This window comes from Marinobacter daepoensis DSM 16072 (genome assembly GCF_000421165.1).
In the GTDB taxonomy this organism is placed as follows: Bacteria; Pseudomonadota; Gammaproteobacteria; order Pseudomonadales; family Oleiphilaceae; genus Marinobacter; species Marinobacter daepoensis.
The window spans coordinates 61,613-81,152 of sequence record NZ_ATWI01000011.1; the positions used below are offsets into that span (position 1 = coordinate 61,613).

At 59.7% G+C, this 19,540-nt stretch carries 16 protein-coding genes; 10 read left to right on the forward strand and 6 right to left on the reverse strand.

What is annotated here, in order from left to right:
* Window positions 1-31: 31 nt before the first annotated feature.
* The 7 genes from K325_RS0112225 (at window position 32) to K325_RS0112255 (ending at window position 7,952) form a co-directional block, all read left to right on the forward strand.
* Window positions 32-1,714, forward strand: coding sequence for a GGDEF domain-containing response regulator (locus K325_RS0112225; protein ID WP_029654556.1), 1,683 nt, complete (start codon window positions 32-34; stop codon window positions 1,712-1,714).
* A gap of 21 nt (window positions 1,715-1,735) precedes the next feature.
* Complete coding sequence (locus K325_RS0112230) at window positions 1,736-2,875, forward strand: response regulator (RefSeq protein ID WP_029654557.1); 1,140 nt, start codon at window positions 1,736-1,738, stop codon at window positions 2,873-2,875.
* Window positions 2,872-3,264 carry a response regulator gene (locus K325_RS0112235; protein ID WP_029654558.1) on the forward strand — a complete coding sequence of 131 codons (393 nt, stop codon included), beginning with the start codon at window positions 2,872-2,874 and terminating at the stop codon, window positions 3,262-3,264. The genes K325_RS0112230 and K325_RS0112235 overlap by 4 nt, the downstream gene beginning before the upstream one ends.
* A gap of 68 nt (window positions 3,265-3,332) precedes the next feature.
* Window positions 3,333-3,653, forward strand: a complete 321-nt coding sequence (locus tag K325_RS0112240) for a DUF2288 domain-containing protein (protein WP_029654559.1) — start codon at window positions 3,333-3,335, stop codon at window positions 3,651-3,653.
* A 51-nt stretch (window positions 3,654-3,704) separates the two neighbouring features.
* Window positions 3,705-4,613 carry a LysO family transporter gene (locus K325_RS0112245; RefSeq protein ID WP_029654560.1) on the forward strand — a complete coding sequence of 303 codons (909 nt, stop codon included), beginning with the start codon at window positions 3,705-3,707 and terminating at the stop codon, window positions 4,611-4,613.
* 112 nt (window positions 4,614-4,725) lie between these two features.
* Window positions 4,726-5,682 carry an ABC transporter substrate-binding protein gene (locus K325_RS0112250; RefSeq protein WP_029654561.1) on the forward strand — a complete coding sequence of 319 codons (957 nt, stop codon included), beginning with the start codon at window positions 4,726-4,728 and terminating at the stop codon, window positions 5,680-5,682.
* Window positions 5,679-7,952, forward strand: a complete 2,274-nt coding sequence (locus K325_RS0112255) for a diguanylate cyclase domain-containing protein (protein WP_029654562.1) — start codon at window positions 5,679-5,681, stop codon at window positions 7,950-7,952. The genes K325_RS0112250 and K325_RS0112255 overlap by 4 nt, the downstream gene beginning before the upstream one ends.
* On the opposite strand, the gene K325_RS0112260 is transcribed toward K325_RS0112255, so the two are convergent.
* The 3 genes from K325_RS0112260 to K325_RS0112270 all read right to left on the reverse strand — a co-directional run bounded on the left by K325_RS0112260 (window position 7,940) and on the right by K325_RS0112270 (window position 11,631).
* Window positions 7,940-9,547: a Na/Pi cotransporter family protein gene (locus tag K325_RS0112260; RefSeq protein ID WP_029654563.1), complete on the reverse strand. Its 1,608-nt coding sequence runs from the start codon at window positions 9,545-9,547 to the stop codon at window positions 7,940-7,942. The two genes, K325_RS0112255 and K325_RS0112260, sit on opposite strands and share 13 nt — an antisense overlap.
* A 69-nt stretch (window positions 9,548-9,616) precedes the next feature.
* Window positions 9,617-10,825, reverse strand: coding sequence for an HD-GYP domain-containing protein (locus K325_RS0112265; protein WP_029654564.1), 1,209 nt, complete (start codon window positions 10,823-10,825; stop codon window positions 9,617-9,619).
* On the reverse strand, window positions 10,822-11,631 hold the full coding sequence (locus tag K325_RS0112270) for a TatD family hydrolase (RefSeq protein ID WP_029654565.1): 810 nt from the start codon (window positions 11,629-11,631) through the stop codon (window positions 10,822-10,824). Before K325_RS0112270 ends, K325_RS0112265 begins: the two co-directional genes overlap by 4 nt.
* Window positions 11,632-11,750: 119 nt before the next feature.
* Here K325_RS0112270 and K325_RS0112275 point away from each other — a divergent pair, with 119 nt between their 5' ends.
* Both K325_RS0112275 and K325_RS0112280 read left to right on the forward strand, forming a co-directional pair.
* Window positions 11,751-12,581, forward strand: coding sequence for a polyphosphate kinase 2 family protein (locus K325_RS0112275; RefSeq protein ID WP_029654566.1), 831 nt, complete (start codon window positions 11,751-11,753; stop codon window positions 12,579-12,581).
* Between the two features lie 10 nt (window positions 12,582-12,591).
* A complete protein-coding gene (locus K325_RS0112280) occupies window positions 12,592-13,863 on the forward strand; it encodes a D-amino acid dehydrogenase (protein WP_029654567.1) in 1,272 nt (423 codons plus the stop codon).
* A gap of 1 nt (window position 13,864) precedes the next feature.
* Here K325_RS0112280 and K325_RS0112285 read toward each other — a convergent pair whose 3' ends face one another.
* Entirely contained in the window at window positions 13,865-14,545 is a 681-nt protein-coding gene (locus K325_RS0112285; RefSeq protein ID WP_029654568.1) for a tRNA/rRNA methyltransferase, read from the reverse strand.
* On the opposite strand from K325_RS0112285, the gene K325_RS0112290 reads away from it, so the two are divergent.
* A complete protein-coding gene (locus K325_RS0112290; protein WP_029654569.1) occupies window positions 14,544-15,782 on the forward strand; it encodes a methyltransferase in 1,239 nt (412 codons plus the stop codon). The genes K325_RS0112285 and K325_RS0112290 overlap by 2 nt on opposite strands.
* Before the next feature lie 47 nt (window positions 15,783-15,829).
* Here the strand turns inward: K325_RS0112290 and K325_RS0112295 are convergent, their stop codons facing one another.
* Together K325_RS0112295 and K325_RS0112300 are read right to left on the reverse strand one after the other, a co-directional pair.
* Window positions 15,830-17,032 (reverse strand): OmpA family protein, encoded by a 1,203-nt coding sequence (locus tag K325_RS0112295; RefSeq protein ID WP_029654570.1) that lies wholly within the window; start codon window positions 17,030-17,032, stop codon window positions 15,830-15,832.
* Between the two features lie 170 nt (window positions 17,033-17,202).
* Window positions 17,203-19,527, reverse strand: coding sequence for an ATP-dependent helicase (locus K325_RS0112300; protein WP_029654571.1), 2,325 nt, complete (start codon window positions 19,525-19,527; stop codon window positions 17,203-17,205).
* Window positions 19,528-19,540 lie beyond the last annotated feature (13 nt).

Consider the following 19,540-nt stretch of genomic DNA (forward strand, 5'->3'; position numbering starts at 1 on the left):
AGTGGACAAAACCGGCATTCGGGGAGTTTTTTTGGATAGCCAGCAGCAGGATTACATTGCCGATCGTCTGAACGTGCTGAAGCTGCGTTTCATCGAACGACTGCGAAGCGAACTGGTTTATCTCGCGTCCTTTTCAAAGCGGGTCCGAAACGGGCGTGTTGATGAACCAGAGGTGGTGGAGTGCTATCAGCGGCTCCATAAACTGGCGGGCTCTGCGGGCACGTTTGGTTTTCCGTCGTTTGGTGAATTTGCCAGGGATCTGGAAAAGCGTCTGAAACAGACCCTTCCTGAACCGGAAGAAAGCACGCCCGGAAAGGAGCGTTTGTTGTCGGTTTCCGGGGATATCGCCGACCGGATGGACGCACTCATTCGTATCGCCGACCTTGATAACCCGTGGACGACAGCACGGGATCTTGTGGTGCCGCCTGGTGAGGAGATTATCTCGCACGGGATGCAGGTCCGGCTGGTGGTGATAAACGATGCGTCGGGGACTTTGGAGGAGCTCGCGGCCGAACTTCTGAGGTATGGTTTTGCTGTTCAGGAGATTGAATGGCCTCAGGACCATACTGTGCCGGAAACGGGGCCGGGGGAGATTGCCGCAGTGATCTGCAGCGATCTGGTAATCGGTAGTGTGTCCGACTGGCTTGAACAATACCCGCGTGGGCTTTATCAGGTGCCGGTTCCCGTTATCTGTATTGGCGAAACCGAGAGTTTTGAACGTCGGTATCATGTCGCGGAGCATGGCGGCCGGGCCTTTTTATCCGCTCCTGTGGACTTGCCGGAACTCGTAGAGAGAGTTGAGGCGCTGGTGCAGGAGCAGGCTGCCAGTGCCAAGGGCAGGGTAATGATCGTCGACGACGACCGGGAACTCGCTGAACACTACTGCCTGGTGCTTGAGTCTGCGGGGATACAGGTGAAAGCCGTGTCCGATCCGCTGTCTCTGCTGGCGGAGTTGTACGCGTTTGAACCGGAACTGTTGTTGATGGATATCGAGCTGGGGGCTCACTCGGGCGTGACGCTGGCCAGGATGATCCGTTTCCAGTCCCGCTGGCTGAGCCTTCCGATCGTTTACCTGTCGTCGGAGGACGACCCGGAGAACCAGCTCAAGGCCTTGTCTGGCGGTGCTGATGAATTTCTGGTCAAACCCATCTCCGATGATTACCTGATCCGTGCGGTGCAGATGCGCTGCCATCGCGCCCGGCAATTGTCGGAGCTGATGAACCGGGACAGCCTCACGCGCTTGCTGAAACACTCGGTCATCAAGCAGGAAGTGGAACGGGAACGGCAGCGTTGTTCCAGGGGAGATTACGTCTCAAGCGTGGTGTTACTGGATATCGATCACTTTAAACGGGTGAATGATACCTGGGGGCATGGCCAGGGCGACGTGGTCATCCGGACCCTGGCTAACTTGCTGCGTAACCGCCTGCGGGAGTCCGATGTTCTTGGCCGATACGGCGGAGAGGAGTTTTTACTGGTTTTACCTCACTGTGAACCGGAGGCAGCGGTGCGCCTGATGCGTAGGATACTCGGGAGTTTTTCAGAGCTGGAGTTCACGGTTGACGAACACACGTTCCGAGTTACCTTCAGTGCCGGTGTCGCCCGGATCAACGAATTTTCTGTCGGCGATCAAATCATTGAGGCGGCCGATAAGGCATTGTATGTGCAGAAGCGTAACGGCCGGAATGGGGTTGCCTTGTATGGCGACAATGACTAGATCACTGCGGCGGAGTCGACGTTGAAAGCGCTGGTGCTTGAGGACGACGACCTCTTTTCGGAACTGCTGGAAACCGTGGTTGCCGGGGTTCGGCCTGGCATGCGTGTTACCGTGGCACGTAGCCTGGCAGAGGCGTTCCGCAAGACCGCTGAAGCGGACTACGACTTGATTATTGCGGACTGGAATCTGCCGGATGGTTCCGGGCTGGACTTGGTCCGGAGCTTGAGGTCTGACAATAAGGCCATGCCGATCGTCATTGTCTCTGCCCGGGCTGACCGGGAATCGGTTCTGAGGGCGGCGCATTACGGCATTAACGGTTACATCACAAAGCCTGTGGACGTCCGGGTTCTGCACCAGAGGTTGACGGGGCTGCTGGCCGAGGCGCCTGCCGGTGTCCCGCCGGTATCGGATTATCTCGCGGCGGCTCTGACGACGGTAACTCAGTTACCAACAGACCTGAACCCTTCCGAGATCCTTGAGCTGACGGAGAGGCAGAGTGAACTCTCCGCGTCACAACTGGCGGAACGCTGGCGGGATCAGCCAGCCTTGACGCTAAGACTGCTGGATGTTGCCAACAGTGCGTCTTTCCGGCGGTCTGGTGAACCGGTAGAGACTGTCCGGGATGCCATTAGCTTGATCGGCGTGGCGATGGCTCTGAGCCAGGCGTTGGCACTGTCACTGGACGTTTCTAGTCACATTCATCATCCCCCACTTCGAACTCTGGCAGAAACGTATCATCACAAGGCGCTTGGTGTTGCCCGTTCGGCCCAGGCCTTGTCGCTGAGGCTGAAGAAACAGCCCGCTCCGTTTCAGCAGGCTGGTCTGTTGAGCCGTCTGGGCGAGATGGCGGTTATCAAGGTTCTGGACGAATACTCGGCTCAGGGTGGGGCGCTTGAGGACGGCGTGGAAAAACAGTTGTTGCAAGAGTGGACCGCGCCTTTCGGAAACCGCCTGAAAGTTCACTGGCGCCTGCCCCTGGGGCAGCGAGAGCTCATTGGTGCAGTGCACAGTCTGGCAAGTGATTGTACCCGGGAGGATCAGTTACTGATGCGCGCGGCGGCTCTGGATGCCGAGGAGGCAACGGGTGTTGCTGAGTACCTGCGTTTGCTGCGTCGCCTCGGGCTGAAGGAACCGGAGCATAAGGAGATCAGACAACCATGAAGCAGCTACCCGAACGAGTGCTGTACGTTGAGGATGATGCGGATATCCGGAGTGTGGCGGAACTCGCCCTTGCCGACGTGGGCGGCTTTTGTGTCTGCCTGTGCGCCTCCGGCCAGGAGGCGTTGGCTCAGATTGACGACTTTGGGCCGGACCTCGTTCTGCTGGATGTGATGATGCCCGGGATGGACGGGCCCCAGACCCTGCAGGCCCTGAAGCAGCGCCCCCGGGGGCTGGACGTTCCGGTGGTGTTCATGACAGCCCGGCTTCAGCCCTCTGAAATTGAGGAGTATCGTGCGCTCGGAGCCATTGGGGTGATTCCCAAGCCGTTTGACCCCATGACGTTGGCGGACGATATCCGCGCATTACTGGCCTCGGTCAGCACCGGCTGAAGCGGATGCGTCCCGGGAGCAATTAGGGTAGTCTTGCGCCCGTAGACAAACCGTTCACAGAGGTCCGTATGTCGTCCCCCCAGTCCCCGGAAGAGCTGAAAAGCAAACTCAATCTGGAAACCTCCCGAATCCACTGGCAGGAACTGCAGACCTACTATGCCCGGGGGCAGGTAGTGCGGGTGGCGCCCGAGCTGGACCTGCTCAATGTGGCCGCCCAGCTGGCCGCAGATAACAAGGCTCAGTTCGAGCACTGGATGACGAGCGGACAGGTGGGCGAGGTCGCGCCAGATCTGGCGCGAGGCTGGTACGACCGAAATGCAGAGCTCTGGGCCGTGGTCATCGCGCCCTGGGTTCTGGTTCAGGACCGTTCGGGTAGCAACCTGCACTGATCCCCTGAACGATACTCTTCCCGTCACCCTGTTTGCCCACCCGAGGTTGTTATGCTGACCGGCGCGCTCCTGATTCTTGCCCCGCTGTTTTTTGGCTTTATGGTCAGCCTGACCAACCGTCGCCTGATGACCATGATCCATTACGTGGTGGAAGCGCTGGTGTACTTCATCCTGGCGTTGCTGGGGCTGGGGCTGGGACAGATGGAGGGATTACTGGACCAGCTTGGGACCATGGCCGGCCAGGTAACGGCGCTTGTGGTACTTTTGCTGGTGGCGAACCTGGCTGGCTTATGGCTCTTTCACCGCTGGCAACCCATGCATACCGATGTGGCGGATGCCGGCCCCCGGCCGGGATATGGCCGGTTGTTTCTGGCGGGACTGAAACCCCTGATGGCGGTTCTGGCCGGTGTTTTGCTGGGGTATTTCCTGTTTCCTGAACTGCCCATGGTGGATGAGGTTGCGACCTGGGCCTTGATGCTACTGCTGTTTCTGATTGGGCTGCAGCTTCGTAATGCCGGGTTGTCCCTGCGGAAACTTCTGATGAACCGACAGGGCCTGGGGATTGCGCTCACGCTGGTGCTCAGCTCGATGGTGGCGGGGCTGGTGCTGATCCCGTGGCTGGAGATCCCCTGGCATCAGGCGCTGGCGCTGGCCTCGGGATTTGGTTGGTATTCGCTTTCCGGTATTGTGATTGGCGATGCTCTGGGGCCGGCCTGGGGTGGTGTGGCGTTTCTGAACGACGTGTTGCGGGAGATTATCGCTCTGGCGCTGATTCCCGTGCTGATCCATGTGCGCCCGGCCATGGCCATTGGCTATGGGGGTGCGACATCAATGGATTTTACCCTGCCGGTGATCCGAAGCAGTGGTGGCCTCACCTGCGTTCCGGTTGCCATCGCGTCCGGTTTTCTGCTCTCGTTTCTGTCGCCGGTGATGATGGGAGTGTTTCTGTCTCTGGGTTAGCGTCCGATGTGTTGGTGAATCTGGCCCGACGCAAGGCTTTGGTCAGATTTACGGCTACTATGGCGACGTATTAGTATGCAGGGCAATATCTTTCCTGCCCCGGAGTGACTGGATGCACCGCCGCCGATTCCTTCAGTTGATGACTGCTGTTCTGGCAGCCACGAGTCTTGGCGGTTGTTCTCCCTCTGAGCCCCTTCGTATTGGTGTGCATCCCTGGATCGGCTACGAGTCGCTCTACCTGGCTGAGGAGTTCGGCTGGCTGCCGGATCGCCTGCAACTGGTGAAACAGCACGCGGCCAGTCACTCCATAGAGGGTTTGATCGCCGGCGATCTGGATGCGGCTGCCCTGACACTGGATGAAGCCCTCCGGGTGCGTGGCGCCGGTGTACCTGTTCGCATTGTGACGGTGACCGATGTCTCCGTGGGGGCGGATGTGCTGCTGGTGCGGCCAGGGATTGAACACCTGACTGATTTGCCGGGGCGTCGGGTGGCGGTTGAACTGGATGCCGTTTCCGGAGTCATGTTGTTTGCGGTGCTGGATGCGGCTGGCCTTGGCACGGATGACATTTCGGTTGTCGACATGCCCGTCAATGAGCATGCCGAGGCGTGGCGCCGGGGAATCATCGATGCCTCCGTGAACTACGAGCCTGAGGCCTCTCGACTGGAAGCGATGGGCGCCGTCAGGTTGTTTGACAGCAGCCAGCTTCCGGAGACCATTTTCGATGTGCTGGTTGTGACGGAAGAGGCCGCGGAAAGCAGGCCAGAAGCCATAAGGGCACTGGTGCGAGCGCACTTTCTTGGCCTGCAGCATATGGTGCGTAATCTCCACGATTCCGTCTATCGCATCGCCAGCCGTCAGGACATCTCGCCAGCGCTGGTGCGTCAGTCCATGGCCACGGTGATGCTGCCGGAGCTTTCTGCGAATCACCGTTATCTGGCTCGTAACGGACGGTTGAACCTGGTCGCGAATCAACTCGAAATCGTTTTGCTCCGGGAAGGATTGATGAAGGCGCGCTCTGATGTACGGCCGGTGGCGGACGCCTCGTTTCTGCCCAGGAGTCTGCCATGAGGGGGTGTCACTGGCTGTGTCGGGGGCTTTCTGCGCTGCTGATGCTGTGCTCAATGGCTGTGGGGGGCAAGTCTCAGGAGGTCATCACCCTGGGTGTCTATGCCTATCGGCTAGACACGCTGATCTACGAACGTTATCAGCCACTGGCGGACTATCTCTCCAGGCAGACAGGCATGCAGGTGAAGCTGCGGGCGCTGAGCCAGGACGACATGAACCGGGCGCTGGCGGCCAATCGTATTGATTTCTTTTTGACCAACCCGTCGCATTTCCTGGTCATTCGTAGTGAACGCAGTCTGACGGGGGTTCTTGCGACCCTTTTGAAACAGGGGCAGGGAGAAACCACTGGCAGCATTGGCGGGGTTATTCTGACTCGTTCTGAGCGGGATGACATCAATACCCTGCAGGATCTGGAAGGGAAAAGCATCGCAACCCCCGGGCTGACCTACCTTGGGGGGTATCAGGCCCAGGCGCTGGAGTTACTGGCGGCGGGGGTTGATATTCACCGCCACAACCGAATGGTCTACCTGGGAAATCATGACCGGGTGATCCGCTCGGTTCTTACCGGCGATACCGAGGTTGGTTTTATCCGAACCGGTATCTACGAGGAGCTGGTTGAGGAAACCCCCGGGCTTCGGGGAGAGCTGAAGATTATCAACCAGCAGCGGCTGAAAGGCTTTCCCTTTGTCGCTTCAACCAGGCTATACCCGGAGTGGCCGCTGGTGTCTCTGCCCCACGTGGACAGTGGTACCGTTCGGCGGGTTGCCTCTGCGCTGCTTGCCCTGGAACCGGATCACCCGGCCGCGCAAGCGGCTGGCCTGGCGGGGTTTTCCCCGCCGGCTGATTACCAGTCGGTGGAGGAACTGACCCGCACCCTGCGTATGCCTCCGTATGACAAGGTTCCCAGAGTGACCTGGCTGGATGTTCTGCACCAGTATCGCGGTTGGGTGGTTACGATCGCGGTGCTGTTTATCCTGCTTGTGATCACCAGCCTTTGGCTCAGTCGAAAGAAACGCCAGCTCGCCATGGAAGGGCGGCGGCTGCGTGCCTTGATTGGCAGTTGGCCACAGCCCATGCTGATGATTCGTGATGGGGTTCTGAGCGATTGCAATCGGGCTGCCATGGATCTGGTGGGGTATCCATCGGCCGCCTCGTTACTTGGCAAGAGCCTGGCGGCGTTCTCACCGCACAGTCAGCCCGATGGTGCACCGTCGCTGCAAAAAGCCGAAAACCTGTATCACCGGGTGGTGTGCGGTGAGGTTGCCGAGAGTGAGTGGGTTTTCCTGCGCCCGGATGGTTCGCGGGTCTGGGTGTCGATGACACTGGCGCCAGTTTACGAACGGGAAGCCGGCACCCCGGCGGTGCTGTGCTCCTGGCACGATATTACCCGCCAGCAGTTCGCTGAGGAGCAGCAGCGGCTGGCCCTGAGCGTCTTTAAAAATGCCCGGGAGGCCATCTTTATTACCGATGCTCAGGGGGCGGTGATGGATATCAATGACGCCTATAGCCACATTACCGGTCGTGAGCACGAGGAAGCAATTGGCAATCTGCCGCCGATGCCGGTCGATGAGGGCAGTGCCATCTTTGGGGTGGCCAGTCGTCATGGTGTCTGGAGTGGTGAATTTGCGACGCGACGAGTGGATGGGCGGGCAGTTGTTCTGAACCTGAGCCTGAGCAGTGTAGTGGATGAGCAGGGTGAGCTGTCTCATTTTGTCGGGGTGTTCAGCGACATTACCCGGCAAAAAGAGATAGAAAAACAGCTTCGGATCATGGCGCATTACGATGCTCTGACGAACCTGCCAAACCGGGTGCTGTTCTCGGATCGCCTCCAGCAGTCCGTGGCCCAGGCCAGGCGCCAGGGGTATCAGATTGCGGTGGTCTACATCGACCTGGACCAGTTCAAGCCGGTTAACGATGCTTTCGGGCACCAGGCTGGCGATGCCTTGCTGGTGGAAGTGGCCTGGCGTATGCGGGCCACGCTGCGGGAAGAGGACACCCTGGCCAGGCTTGGGGGCGATGAGTTTGCCGCGATTGTTGTGAATGTTCCCGACGAGGAGCAGCTTGATACGCTGTTGTCTCGACTGTTGTCGGTGATTGCGGAGCCCGCCTGGGTGGCAAATCACAGCGTGGAAGTCTCGGCCAGCCTGGGGTACACGCTGTATTCGCCGGGTGATGAGATTGATGGTGACCAGCTGCTGCGCCAGGCGGATCAGGCGATGTATCAGGCAAAACGGCAAGGCAAAAACCGCTGTTGCCGTTTTCAGGAGTCCTGAGCCCGCCGATGGTGCTCGTTCAGAAGCCCGATGCCGGCTTGCCAGTGCAGGGCTTTGGACCATTGATCGGTCAGTCGGCGCACGCTGCTCAGTGCATCCAGAGTCTGTTCCCCGAGGCTGGAACTGAACGTCTGCTGAATCATCTGCTGCAAGGTGGCGTCCTTGAGGCAGTGGTAGACCCGTTCAGATTCACTCAGCAGCTCCGGGGCCGGGTTTTTAGAAGCCACCAGGGCACGGATAATACTGAAAAACCGGTCAAAATCCGCGCTCAGCGCGGCCAATTCGGGGCGCCGCGCCAGAGCCCGTAATCGAACCAGAGGCATGGTCAGTGCGGTTGCCTCAGCCAGATAGCGACAGGTTCGAATGCTCAGGGTCAGGGCTTCCACAACCGAGGGATGCATCTTCTCGGCCCGCAGACGGGCGATGTAATCGGTAATCGCCAGGTTCAGATTGCGTATGGCATCGGCTTTCGGGCGCAGGTCGGTTTCGTCCAGGCTTTCCCGGTCCAGACAGACACGCAGCAGCCCACGACTGAGGCCCAGTAGCCGCTTCATTTCCTGATCCACCGCGCCGATAGCAAGCTCCGGGGTGGTCACCAGCGTATCATCCAGGTATCTGGGTTCGGCATTATCTTCCTCTTTGCTGCGAAACATCCGGCTCAGAAAACGGGCGAAGGGCCGGATAAACGGCAGCATAATGGCGGCTCCCAGCACGTTGAACAGAGTGTGGAACAGCGCCAGGGAGACGGCCGGGTTTGTTTCCAGGTCCATAAGGTCGGTGAGAGTAGCGACAAGCCACAGCATCCCCGGAAGAATCAGCAGGGCAATAGCGCCGGTGACCAGGTTGAACAGGATATGCCCGACGGCCAGGCGGCGGGCATTGGCCGTTGCTTTCAGGGCTGAAAGTGCGGCGGTGGAGGTAGAGCCAAGATTGGCGCCAATGACGGCAGCGGCTGCGTTGTTCAGAGGAATCAGGCCGCTGGCTGCCGCCGTGAGCACGATCGCCAGAGCGGCGCTTGATGACTGGGTGAGAAGGGTTGTCACCAGACCGATCAGCATGAACGCAGGCAGGCCATAGTCAGGATTGATCAGGTTGCCGTTCTGGAACCCCAGCGCGGACGACTCCAGTGCGGTTTTCAGGACAGAGAGGCCGAGGAAGAACAGCGCGAATCCGGCCAGTGCTTCGCCCAGAAACTGATTTCTCGGGTTCCGGCTGATGAGTTTGATGCCAACGCCGGCGGCAAGGAGGGGAAGGGCCAAGGCTTCGATGTTGAAACCAAAACCAATCATGCTGACCAGCCAGCCGGTCATTGTGGTGCCAATGTTGGAACCGAAAATAACACCGAGGGACTGCGGCAGTGACATCAGGCCGGCGTTCACAAAGCCAATGGTGGCAACGGTGACCGCCCCTGAATGCTGGACGATGCCGGTGATGACAAAGCCGGAAAACAAGCCGCGCAGCGGGGTCCGGGTCCAGTGTCCGAGCAGGTGACGAAGATGATGGCCAGCCGCGTTTTTCAGGCCGTTGGTCATCATTTCCATGGCCAGTAGAAACAGGGCCAGGCCACCCAGAATCTGAAAAATGGAAGACAGCATCGGGTTTTATCGCATCAAAAGGCCAGACATGGCCTCAAGCGTAGCAGAGCGGGGCCCGGTTTCGGAGCCTCAGACCATGAACTTTCGAACGTCCACCCGGTACTGTTCCGGATCAACGGCTTGTGCAATGCGGTCCTGGTTGCCGGGGCGAGCCAGGTCTATGGTCTTGACCGGGATGGGCATGCGGAATCGGGTGTGGTACATAACGCGCACCACTGGCAGGCGTTGATCGGACTCATTGGTCGCAACCACAACCCCAAGCTTGCCGCTTTCGAGCAGAACGAGGGAGCCGACCGGATACAGCCCTACGCATCGGATGAATTCCCTGACCAGTGCCGGGTCCAGATGGTCGCCACTCCATTCCAGCAGCTTTTTCAGACCCTGGGTCGGGGTCATGCCTTTGTGGTAAACACGGTCCGCGGTAATGGCGTCGTAGACGTCGGTAATGGCGACCATGCGTCCGTACACAGTAATCTCATCGCCTTTGAGCCCTTCGGGATAACCCGAACCGTCCAGTTTCTCGTGATGCTGGGCAGCGGTGATCACGGTAATCTCACCAATACCCTCGGTGTTTGCCAGAATGTCCCGGGAGTGGCGGGCATGCAGCTTCATCACTTCGAACTCTTCGGGGGAAAGCCGGCCGGGTTTGTGCAGAATGTCGTCTGGCGTCAGGATCTTGCCGATATCATGAAGCAGGGCGCCGACGATGGCCTGGTGGAGGATGTCCTGGGGCAGTTTCCGGTAGTGGCCGAACAGCGACATCAGCACACTCAGGTTGACCGAGTGTTCAAGCAGGTAGTTATCTTTCTCACGAATCCGGCCCAGGCAACTCAAGGCGTTGGCGTTCCGGAGGACGGAATTCTGGAGTTCGTTCGCCAGTTTATGGATCGGGGCGACGTCGATGGCGCCGCCGATTTTGACGTTATTCATAAAAGACCCGACCAGATTCTGGGCCTGACTGTGCACCTGCTGGGCGACCACGATTTCTTCGTCTAAGGGCACCTTCGGGTTGAACCCGGGTTTTTGCGCTCCGGCCTGTTGCAGAGCCTCCTGATTACGCCGGTCTACCTCGGTCGCCGGTTCGGCATCTTCGGAATCGGAGCCCCGGGACACATCAATATAGACATGCTGCACGCCCATTCTGCGGATTTTTTCGATGGTTTCCTCTCGCCTGATCACCCCTTTCCTGCGCTGGGTGTTGTGCGGGATCCAGTCGTTGTTCAGGTCGGTGATGTACATGCCGACCTTCAGCGCAGAAACGGGAATACGCTTGATCATTGAGTCGGGAAGAAGGTGCGAAGGCTGTTTTGATAGGTCTGGGTCAGGACCTGATCCAGAGGGAGGGCCTTGATGTCTGCAATCTTTTCGGCAATGAACGGCAGGTAGAAGGGCGCGTTCTCGCGCCCGCGATACGGGACCGGGGTCAGGAACGGCGCGTCGGTTTCGAGCAGGATCTGACCGATGGGCGTCATCCGGACGATATCGCGCACGTTTTCAGCCTTGTTGAAGGTAGTAATGCCGTTGAACCCCAGGCACCAGCCCTGATCCAGCGCGTACTGAGCCAGCCCGGGGCCCGAGGTGAAGCTGTGAATAACCCCGCGACGGCTCAGGGATTGTTCAAACTCCCTCAGGATGGCAATGGTGTCTTCATCGGCATCGCGGCTGTGGATAACCACGGGGCGGTCGGTATCACAGGCAACCTGCAGCTGGCGGCGGAAGACCTCGCGTTGTACCGCGCGGTCGGCGTTGTCGTAGAAATAGTCCAGGCCAATCTCGCCAACGGCGACGATGTTGTCGTCGGTGGCATGCTCACGAATCTCGGACTCCACAGCATCGGTGTAGGCTTCGGCTTCGTGGGGGTGGACCCCCTGAGTGCCATAAACCCAGTCCGCGGAGCCGGAGAGCTGGCGGACCTCCGCCAGGTTCTCCGGGGAAACGGCAATGGTGATCACCTTCTCAATATTAACCTGCTGGCTCTGTTGCAGGGTTTCTGCCAGCGGCCGCTCTCTCAGATAGTCGAGATGGCAGTGGGTCTCGATAATCGGGTGATCGAATACGGGAATCTCACGACGTTTCTTGCTCATGCGGTGGTACTAGACTCCATCACAGTGGATACATGGATGCTATTCTGAGAAGCAGATCACGTCAGTCTATCACTTAGCACGATTATTGACCTGCATCCTGGCGATAGGGAGTTTCCTTGATGAAGTATACGGCGTTTGCCCGATCCTGGTTTCTGGACCCCCGGCGACCGGCGCTGAGCAGTTACCCCACGGAGTATGACCGGGATGACGACCTGCCCGCACTGGAGGCCAGCCTGGAGGCCATCGGGGAGTACCAGCGCCGGCTTTGGGCCAACAGTAAGCGAGCGTTACTGGTTGTTGTTCACGGGCCGGATACCAGCGGCAAGGACAGTCTTATCCGGACCCTGGCGACCTTCGCTGACCCGGCGGGTTTTCACGCATGGTCGTTCAGTCGACCGAATGCGGCGGAGGCCGCTCACGATTTTCTCTGGCGGGTAACGCCGTTCCTTCCGGCCTACGGCCAGATGGTGGCGTTCAACCGAAGCCATCATGAGGCGGTGATCGGTGAGCGGGTCTGGCCGGTAAGAGACGAAGACAGCTATGACTGGCCGGCCAGGTTTGAAGCCATCCGGCATTTTGAACGCCACCTGGTCAGTGAAGGCACCTGTGTGGTGAAAATATGGCTTCACCTGTCCGAGCAGGAACATAAGCAGCGCCTGCTCAAGCGTCTCGATAAGCCCAGAAAGCGCTGGAAGTTCGATCATTCCGACATCGAGGGCTGGAAGCAGCGCGGGCATTATCAGGCTTGTGCCGAAGAAGCCCTGGTGCAGACTCACACGGATGAGGCGCCGTGGTTTGTCGTTCCGGGCGATGACAAGCCGAAGGCACGGGCTATCGTGGCCGCCTTGTTGGCCGAGGTGCTGGAGCAGCTCGCACCAGAGTACCCGGCCGAACATCCCGACATTTTAAACGAGTATCGTCAACTGCTGGCGGAAAACGGCGTCAGTTAACGGAGGCAGTATGCATATTGCAGTTGTTGGAGGCGGTGTAGTGGGAGTGACCACTGCCAGGGAGCTTATTCGGCGGGGACATCAGGTCACCTTGCTCGAGCGCCACGACCTTGCTGGCAGCGAGACCAGTAAAGGCAACGCCGCTCAGCGATCATACGGTGTGGTGTATCCATGGGCCGATCCGGCCATGGTGTTCAAGGCCGTTCCCTGGCTGTTCCAGCAGGACGGGCCACTCAAACTGGCGGTTCCCCCCTCGCTGGATGCTATCCGGTTTATGTTTGCCACGCTCCGGTATGCCTGGAGCCCGGGGTTGTTTGGCCTGAACAAGCGGGCGATGTTGCGGCTGGGTGTTCACAGCCGGGAGCGTTTTCTGGCCCTGGAGCAGGAGCACAAGCTGCAGTTCGATGGCGAACATAAAGGCCTTTTGCACCTGGCGAGTACCCCTGAGGCCATGGCGGAGTGTCGGGAAATGCACGAGTTTTTGAACGAGCTTGGCATTGCTTCCCGCCTGCTTGGGCCAGAGCAGGTGCGGGAGGCAGAACCGGGCATGACCGGTAACGGGCCTCTCTGTGGCGGCCTGAGTTATGACACCGATGGTACCGGTGATTGTCATCTGTTCTCCCGTGAACTGGCACAGGCCTGTGAGGATCTGGGGGCAAGCTTCCTGTACGGCGTGGATGTTGAGCGCCTGGTGTTTGACGACGAACGAGTGCAGGCGCTTGAATACCGGACGTCGGCAGGGGAGCGGACTACCCTCGAAGCGGATGCTTTTGTCATCTGCGCCGGTTGCTGGTCACCGCAGTTGGTGAGCCCGCTTGGCCTGAAGCTTCCGATATACCCGGTCAAGGGCTACAGCCTGACGGTGCCCCTCAGTGATCCGGACAAAGCACCGGCCAGCACCATTCATGATGACAATCTGAAAGTGGTCTCAACAAGACTGGGTAACCGGCTCCGGGCGACCGGGTTTGTGGAACTGGCCGATTTCAACCGGGACATTCCAGAGGCTCGCCTGGCCACGATCAAGAAATCGGTTCGTTCGCGTTACCCGGGTTGTGCGGATCTGGACGCCGCCGAAACCTGGACCGGTTTTCGCCCGATGACACCGGATGGCCCGGCGATTATTGGCCGGGGCCCACGCCAGAATCTGTTTCTCAATACCGGTCACGGTACCTTTGGCTGGACGCTGTCTGCGGGCAGCGCCTCGGTAATTGCCCAGGTCATTGATGGCGAAGAGCCCGCCGTTCCGCTCGAGGCTTTCAGGCCGGGGCGGTTTCAGGAGTAGCTCAGAGCTTACGTTCGAGGTTGCCACACAAAGTGTGCACGAAGCCAATGTCTCTTTCCGACAGCAGTGGCAACCGTTGAAACACCCAGTGAGAGAGTTTTTCGTCTGCGGGCGCGTCCAGCGCCGGCAGCAGTGTCTCCAGGCGTTGACGTAACGCTCCCAGGCTGCTCTCAGACGCCGGGGCATGAGAACGAGAAGGCAGCGCTGCCAGGCCCGAGAGCTCCCATGCGTACAGCATGACTGCCTGCGACAGGTTCAGCGACGGATAGCTCACGGCCATCGGAAAGCCGGTCAGCACATCGCACAGGGCCAGTTCGTCGTTGGCCAGCCCACGGTCTTCCCGGCCAAAAACCAGAGCCGCCGTTGTCACCGAGTTTCCTTTGTTTTCCAGAATTGTGCGCAGGGCGCCAGGTTCGTGCCAGTCCTGACGCTGATGACGGGGTTTGGCTGACGTTCCCATCAGCAGATCCGCGGAGTTTCTAACGGCCGCCAGATCGGGGAAAATGCGCGCGTTATCCAGGATATGATCGCTGCCGTGGGCCAGCCAGTGGGCCTCCGGCCGGGTATGCAGGTCTGAATTGACCAGCCACAGCTCGTCGAAGCCCATGGTGCAGAGTGCCCGGGCGGCGGCCCCGACATTTTCGGGGACTTTGGGTTCAACCAGTACAAAGGCCAGTTTCATGACATTACCTCCGGCGGCGAGTGTACACCAAGCCTCGGGATGTTTTTACCAGCGTTGGCGGTCCCTGAACGATTGGCTCCGGGATCTGGAGCAGTTCTGGCGACCGATTCCGTTTATGGAGCCGGTCCCGGGCTGGTGCCACCGTTATCCCGAGCTGGCCGGTTGGTTCCAGTCGTTGCCGGACTCCGAGTGTGACCACTGGGAAAACCATCTGCCAGAGCTGGCAGAGCGGGTGGCGGAGGTGGTGCCCGGACTGGCGCACTATTCGGCATTTCTGGCGTTGCCCCGGTTTGCCTCGGCCCCGGAGGGCCATCAGGCGGCCCTGACGGAGGCTTCAGCGGTTGATATGCCAGGCCGGAAACGGCTTCAGGCCGGCGCTTTTGCGGCGGCGGTGGCGCCGTTGAAATGGCCGGTCCTGGACTGGTGTTGCGGAAAAGGCCACCTGAGCCGGACTCTGGTGAGGCAGGGAACGGATCAGGTACTTGGGCTGGAATGGGACCCTGAGCTGGTTGAGGATGGCAACCGGCTGGCTTTGCATTATGGTGATCCGGTGACGCTGGTCCGCCAGGACGTACTGGCGGAGGATCTTGTGTTGCCGCCCGGTCATCATGGTGTTGCCTTGCACGCCTGTGGTGATCTTCACCGGCAATTGATGCGGCGGGGGGCGGCCCGTGGCCTGCCGAGATTGAGCCTCTCACCGTGCTGCTATCACCTGACCGCGCACTCTCGCTACCGGCTTCAGGCCCGGAAAACCCGGGAGTATGGAGGCGCGTTGACCCTCGAGCGCAACGATATGAGGCTGGCTGTTCAGGAAACGGTCACGGCCCCGGAGCGGGTGCGGGAGCAGACGGAGCGAGTCAGTGTCTGGAGGCTTGGCTTTGACGCACTTCAGCGGCATCTGACCGGCCGTCAGGACTACCTGCCTGTACCGTCTCACCCGGCCCGGCTCAATTCGGGTAACGTTGAACTGTTCTGTCGCTGGGCAGCGGAAAAGAAAGGGCTGAACCTGCCTTCGGGGGTCGACTGGGAGCTCTGGCAGGCGCGCGGCCAGGCCAGACACCGACAGGTGCGCCGTCACGAACTGATGCGCCACCTGTTCCGCCGGCCTCTGGAATTGTGGCTGGTGCTGGACTACGCGGTGTTCCTGGAAGAGCAGGGTTACCGGGTGCGATTGGGAACGTTTTGTGACCGGCAACTGACGCCAAGAAACCTGTTACTGGATGCGTTCCTGGCCTGAAAACAACTAAGGCGCCCGAAGGCGCCTTAGTGAACGGCTGGCCGGTCTTAACGACGGACCTGAATACGAGCTTCAACACGACGGTTCTGGGCACGGCCAGCCGGTGTGTCGTTGCTGGCAATCGGCTCAGCTTCGCCATAGCCCACAGCACTTACCCGATCCGGGTCGATGCCCAGAGGGCCGGTCAGCCTGCCAGCGACAGCTTCTGCACGGCGCTGAGACAGGAACTCGTTGTAGGAGGCTTTGCCCGGGCTATCGGTGTGGCCCGCAATCTCAACGGTGGTTTCCGGATACTCAGCCATGAAATCAGCCACGCGACGGATTTCTTCGTCATAGGCCGCATTGATCACAGAGCTGTTGGTCGGGAACTGAACCCGCAGTTCGATGGTTTCGACGGTTTCAGTGACGCCTTCACATCCCTCGGCATCCACTTTGGCGCCTGCGGTTGTGTTCGGGCACTGGTCCTGGCTGTTCACCACGCCATCGTTGTCGCTGTCGAGTTCGCAGCCACGGCTGTTAACTTCGGCACCGGCCGGGGTGTTCGGGCACTCATCGCGGCTGTCTGCGACGCCGTCGTTGTCGCCGTCGAGCTCACAACCGTTGCTGTCGACACTGACACCGGCCGGGGTACCGGGGCACTGATCGCGGGTGTCGGGTACGCCGTCGTTATCCGCATCGGCCGGGGCTTTTGGAGCCGGGCCGGCAACGGTGCGTGTGAAGGCCCAGCTCACGCCCAGAGAGACCATGGTGTCGAAGGTGCTTTCGTCGATACCGTGAAATTCCCGGAGGTCGCCACGGATAGACAGGCCATCGGTCACGTGATAGCGGAAACCGGTACCAACGTTCACACGGGTTTCATCGTGGTTTGAACCGGCTGTAAACGGGCCGCTGGCATCAGAACCAAAGTCGGCATGGCCTGCACCCAGGGATACGTACGGGTTCCAGGCGGACTCTGGTCCTGCAAAGTAGTAGGTTCCATCCACGCGGACTTCGTCGAAGTCAGAATCGCCAGACACGTATTTCCGGTCAGCGTCTGCGCGGGAGTAAACCGCTTCTACGGCCCAGTTCGGGCGGAAGCGATATTCAAGGCCAACACCGAAGGTGCCGGATTCGCTCAGGTCCCGCTTGTCGTCAAACAGCTGGTAACCTGCGAAAGGGTTGATGTAAATGGTTTCCTGACGCTCTGCCAGGGCCGGGGTCGTAAGGGATGTTGCAAGGGCGGCCAAAGCGACCGGACGCATGATGTTCATGCAGAACCTCCTGTCTGATTATTATGTCCTGAAGCCTATCCGGACTTCCCGGATAAACTCCGGTAAAACACCACGTTGCTCAAAAAGCTGGGCTAGTAGGCCATAAAAAACGAAAATAGGCATCTTTCGAGGCCTCCGCACATCTACTCATTCGGAAAAACCGCGACGGATCAGTCGGTGGCCACCGTAAAGTATAAATGTGCACTCTTTTTGCTGAAGTTTAAGGCATCCCCATTGCTGAAACGAACTTCAAAGGAGCTCTCGTCCTCCGAGGTTACGTTGCCAGCGCCGAAGATCGCATGCACCACACGCTGCTGGTGCCAGATGGGTTCCTGATCACCCGCAGACTGGGCCGCGCTGCCTTCCAGTATCATACCTTCCCGTTCCGCGTACCGCACACTGGTGGGGGTTGATGGGTTCTCCAGACTGAGGGTTGAGCTGGCCGGGTCCGGGCGGTTGTCCAGCAGGGAGCCAAGCTCCCGGGACACTCCGAAGCACAGTTCGGCGATGAACCGGCTTGGGCCCTGATCGCCTGCCAGATGGTGGCTGGAGGGTTTGGTGCGGGTGAGGAGATGCAGGCAATGCCGGGAGCGGGTCATGGCCACATAGAGTAGCCGGCGCTCACTTTCCAGCGAGGCTCTGGCATCGTCCTGGGGGCGCGGGCTGTAGGGAAGGTACTTTTCCTGCAAGCCGGGAATAATCACCACCGGCCATTCCAGCCCTTTGGTCCGGTGAATGGTGGAAAGCAGGACGCCCTGGTTCTGCTGCTCGCTGGCCTGTTGTTTCAGGGCGCAGAGGTGGTCCAGCGCGCCGTCGGCCGTGACATCCAGGCCTCTGAGGTAGCTGTGAAACCCTTGGATCGTATCGATGCGCTCATCGGCGCTGTCGTGGGTCAGCGCCAGGCTGCGGATCCCTTCATACAGCTCGGTGTGTTCCGCGTATACGCGAATCAGGCCGGCAGCCGGCCCGCGATACTGGTTGAGTTGCTGGAGCACATCGCCGAGCTTTTTCAGCTTTCGGGCGGCCATCGGGGCCAGCGCGTCAAAGTCCATGCTCAGCAGGCGCTCGTGCCAGTTCTGATCGAATGCCGCGAGGAAGCGGGCGAGATTATCGAGCTCCGGTTCTTTCAGGCCAACGTGGGGAAACCTCAGAATCTGTCTGGCAATGTCCAGCCGATCGGATTCTGTCAGAGTGCCGAGCCGGTTCGTGACGATCAGCAGAAGCGCCTGAATAGCCTGGATTTCCCGGCTGAACAGAGCGCCTTTGCCTGCATCAATGCGGTAGGGAACCTGCCGGGCCAGCAGCTTCAGTTCGATGGGAACGCTTTGGCTCCAGACTCTGAACAGGATGGCGCTCTGATTTTGCTGATCCGGTGCCAGTGCCTGAAGGATGTTAAGCACCTCGTCGCCATCGCTCTCCACCTGGTGCAGGTGTACTTCCGTGGCGGGTGTGCCCGGATGGGAATGGCACATGACATCCCGGCGGCCGGTGTTATGGCCGATCAGATGATTGGCCAGCAGGGCGACCCGGTGGCCGTAACGAAAGGTGTAGCTGAGCGTGTGCTCCTGAGGGCTTTCGAACTCATCGCTGAACTTGCGCAGAATGAATTCGGGTCGCGCCCCCCGGAACTCGTAAATGGTCTGATCGGGATCACCGACCACCGTCACCCGGGCCCGGTCGCCGGCGACGTAGCGTAATAACAGGTGCTGGATTTCGTTCGTGTCCTGATACTCGTCCACCAGAATCAGGTCCATCTTGTTTCCCACCAGTCGCTGGAGAGGTGGGTTCTGGTGGATGGCCATGACCGGTTCGTAGAGCATGTCGGCGTAGCTGATCCGGCCCTCGCCCTTGCGCCATTGCTCGAAGGCGTGGAACAGGTCAATCAGGTACCGGTGTTTGTCGGAATAGCCCAGCTCCTCAAACACGATGTCGGCGGGTGACAGCCCGGTTTTTACCCGGTCGATAAAGCCCGTTGCGGTTTCGACAAATTCCTTCTTGTTGCGGCGAATCTCATCGGCCAGCTCTTCCGGCGCCAGGCGGCGGGTCAGTAACCAGGCCTGATAATGGATTTCCTGTTCGGTCAGGATTTTCTCAGAAAAGTCCGGCAGGTAGCCTTCCCGTACAAAACGCTTGTACAGCCGGAACCCCATGGCGTGGTAGGTGCGGATTTCCGGCAGCGCAAGCCCGGATTGCCCGCACACCGCCCGCAATTTACGGTCGAAATCCACCTTGGCGCTGCGGTTGAACATAAGCACCAGCATCCGGTCCGGATCGTGGCCCTGAGCCAGCAGATAGCGGATGCGCCAGGCCAGCGTGAAGGTTTTGCCACTGCCGGCCACGGCGGTGATCACGGCGTGGTCGTAGCCTGCCGTGATGATGGCACGCTGTTCGTCGGTCAGGTAGTCCGGCAGGGACAAAGGGGCTGGGGCTTGGGTCTGGCTAGGCATGGCCGCTATTGTACTGGCCAACTGGCAGAGCGGATAGCGCTGCCGCATAATCCGGGCATCG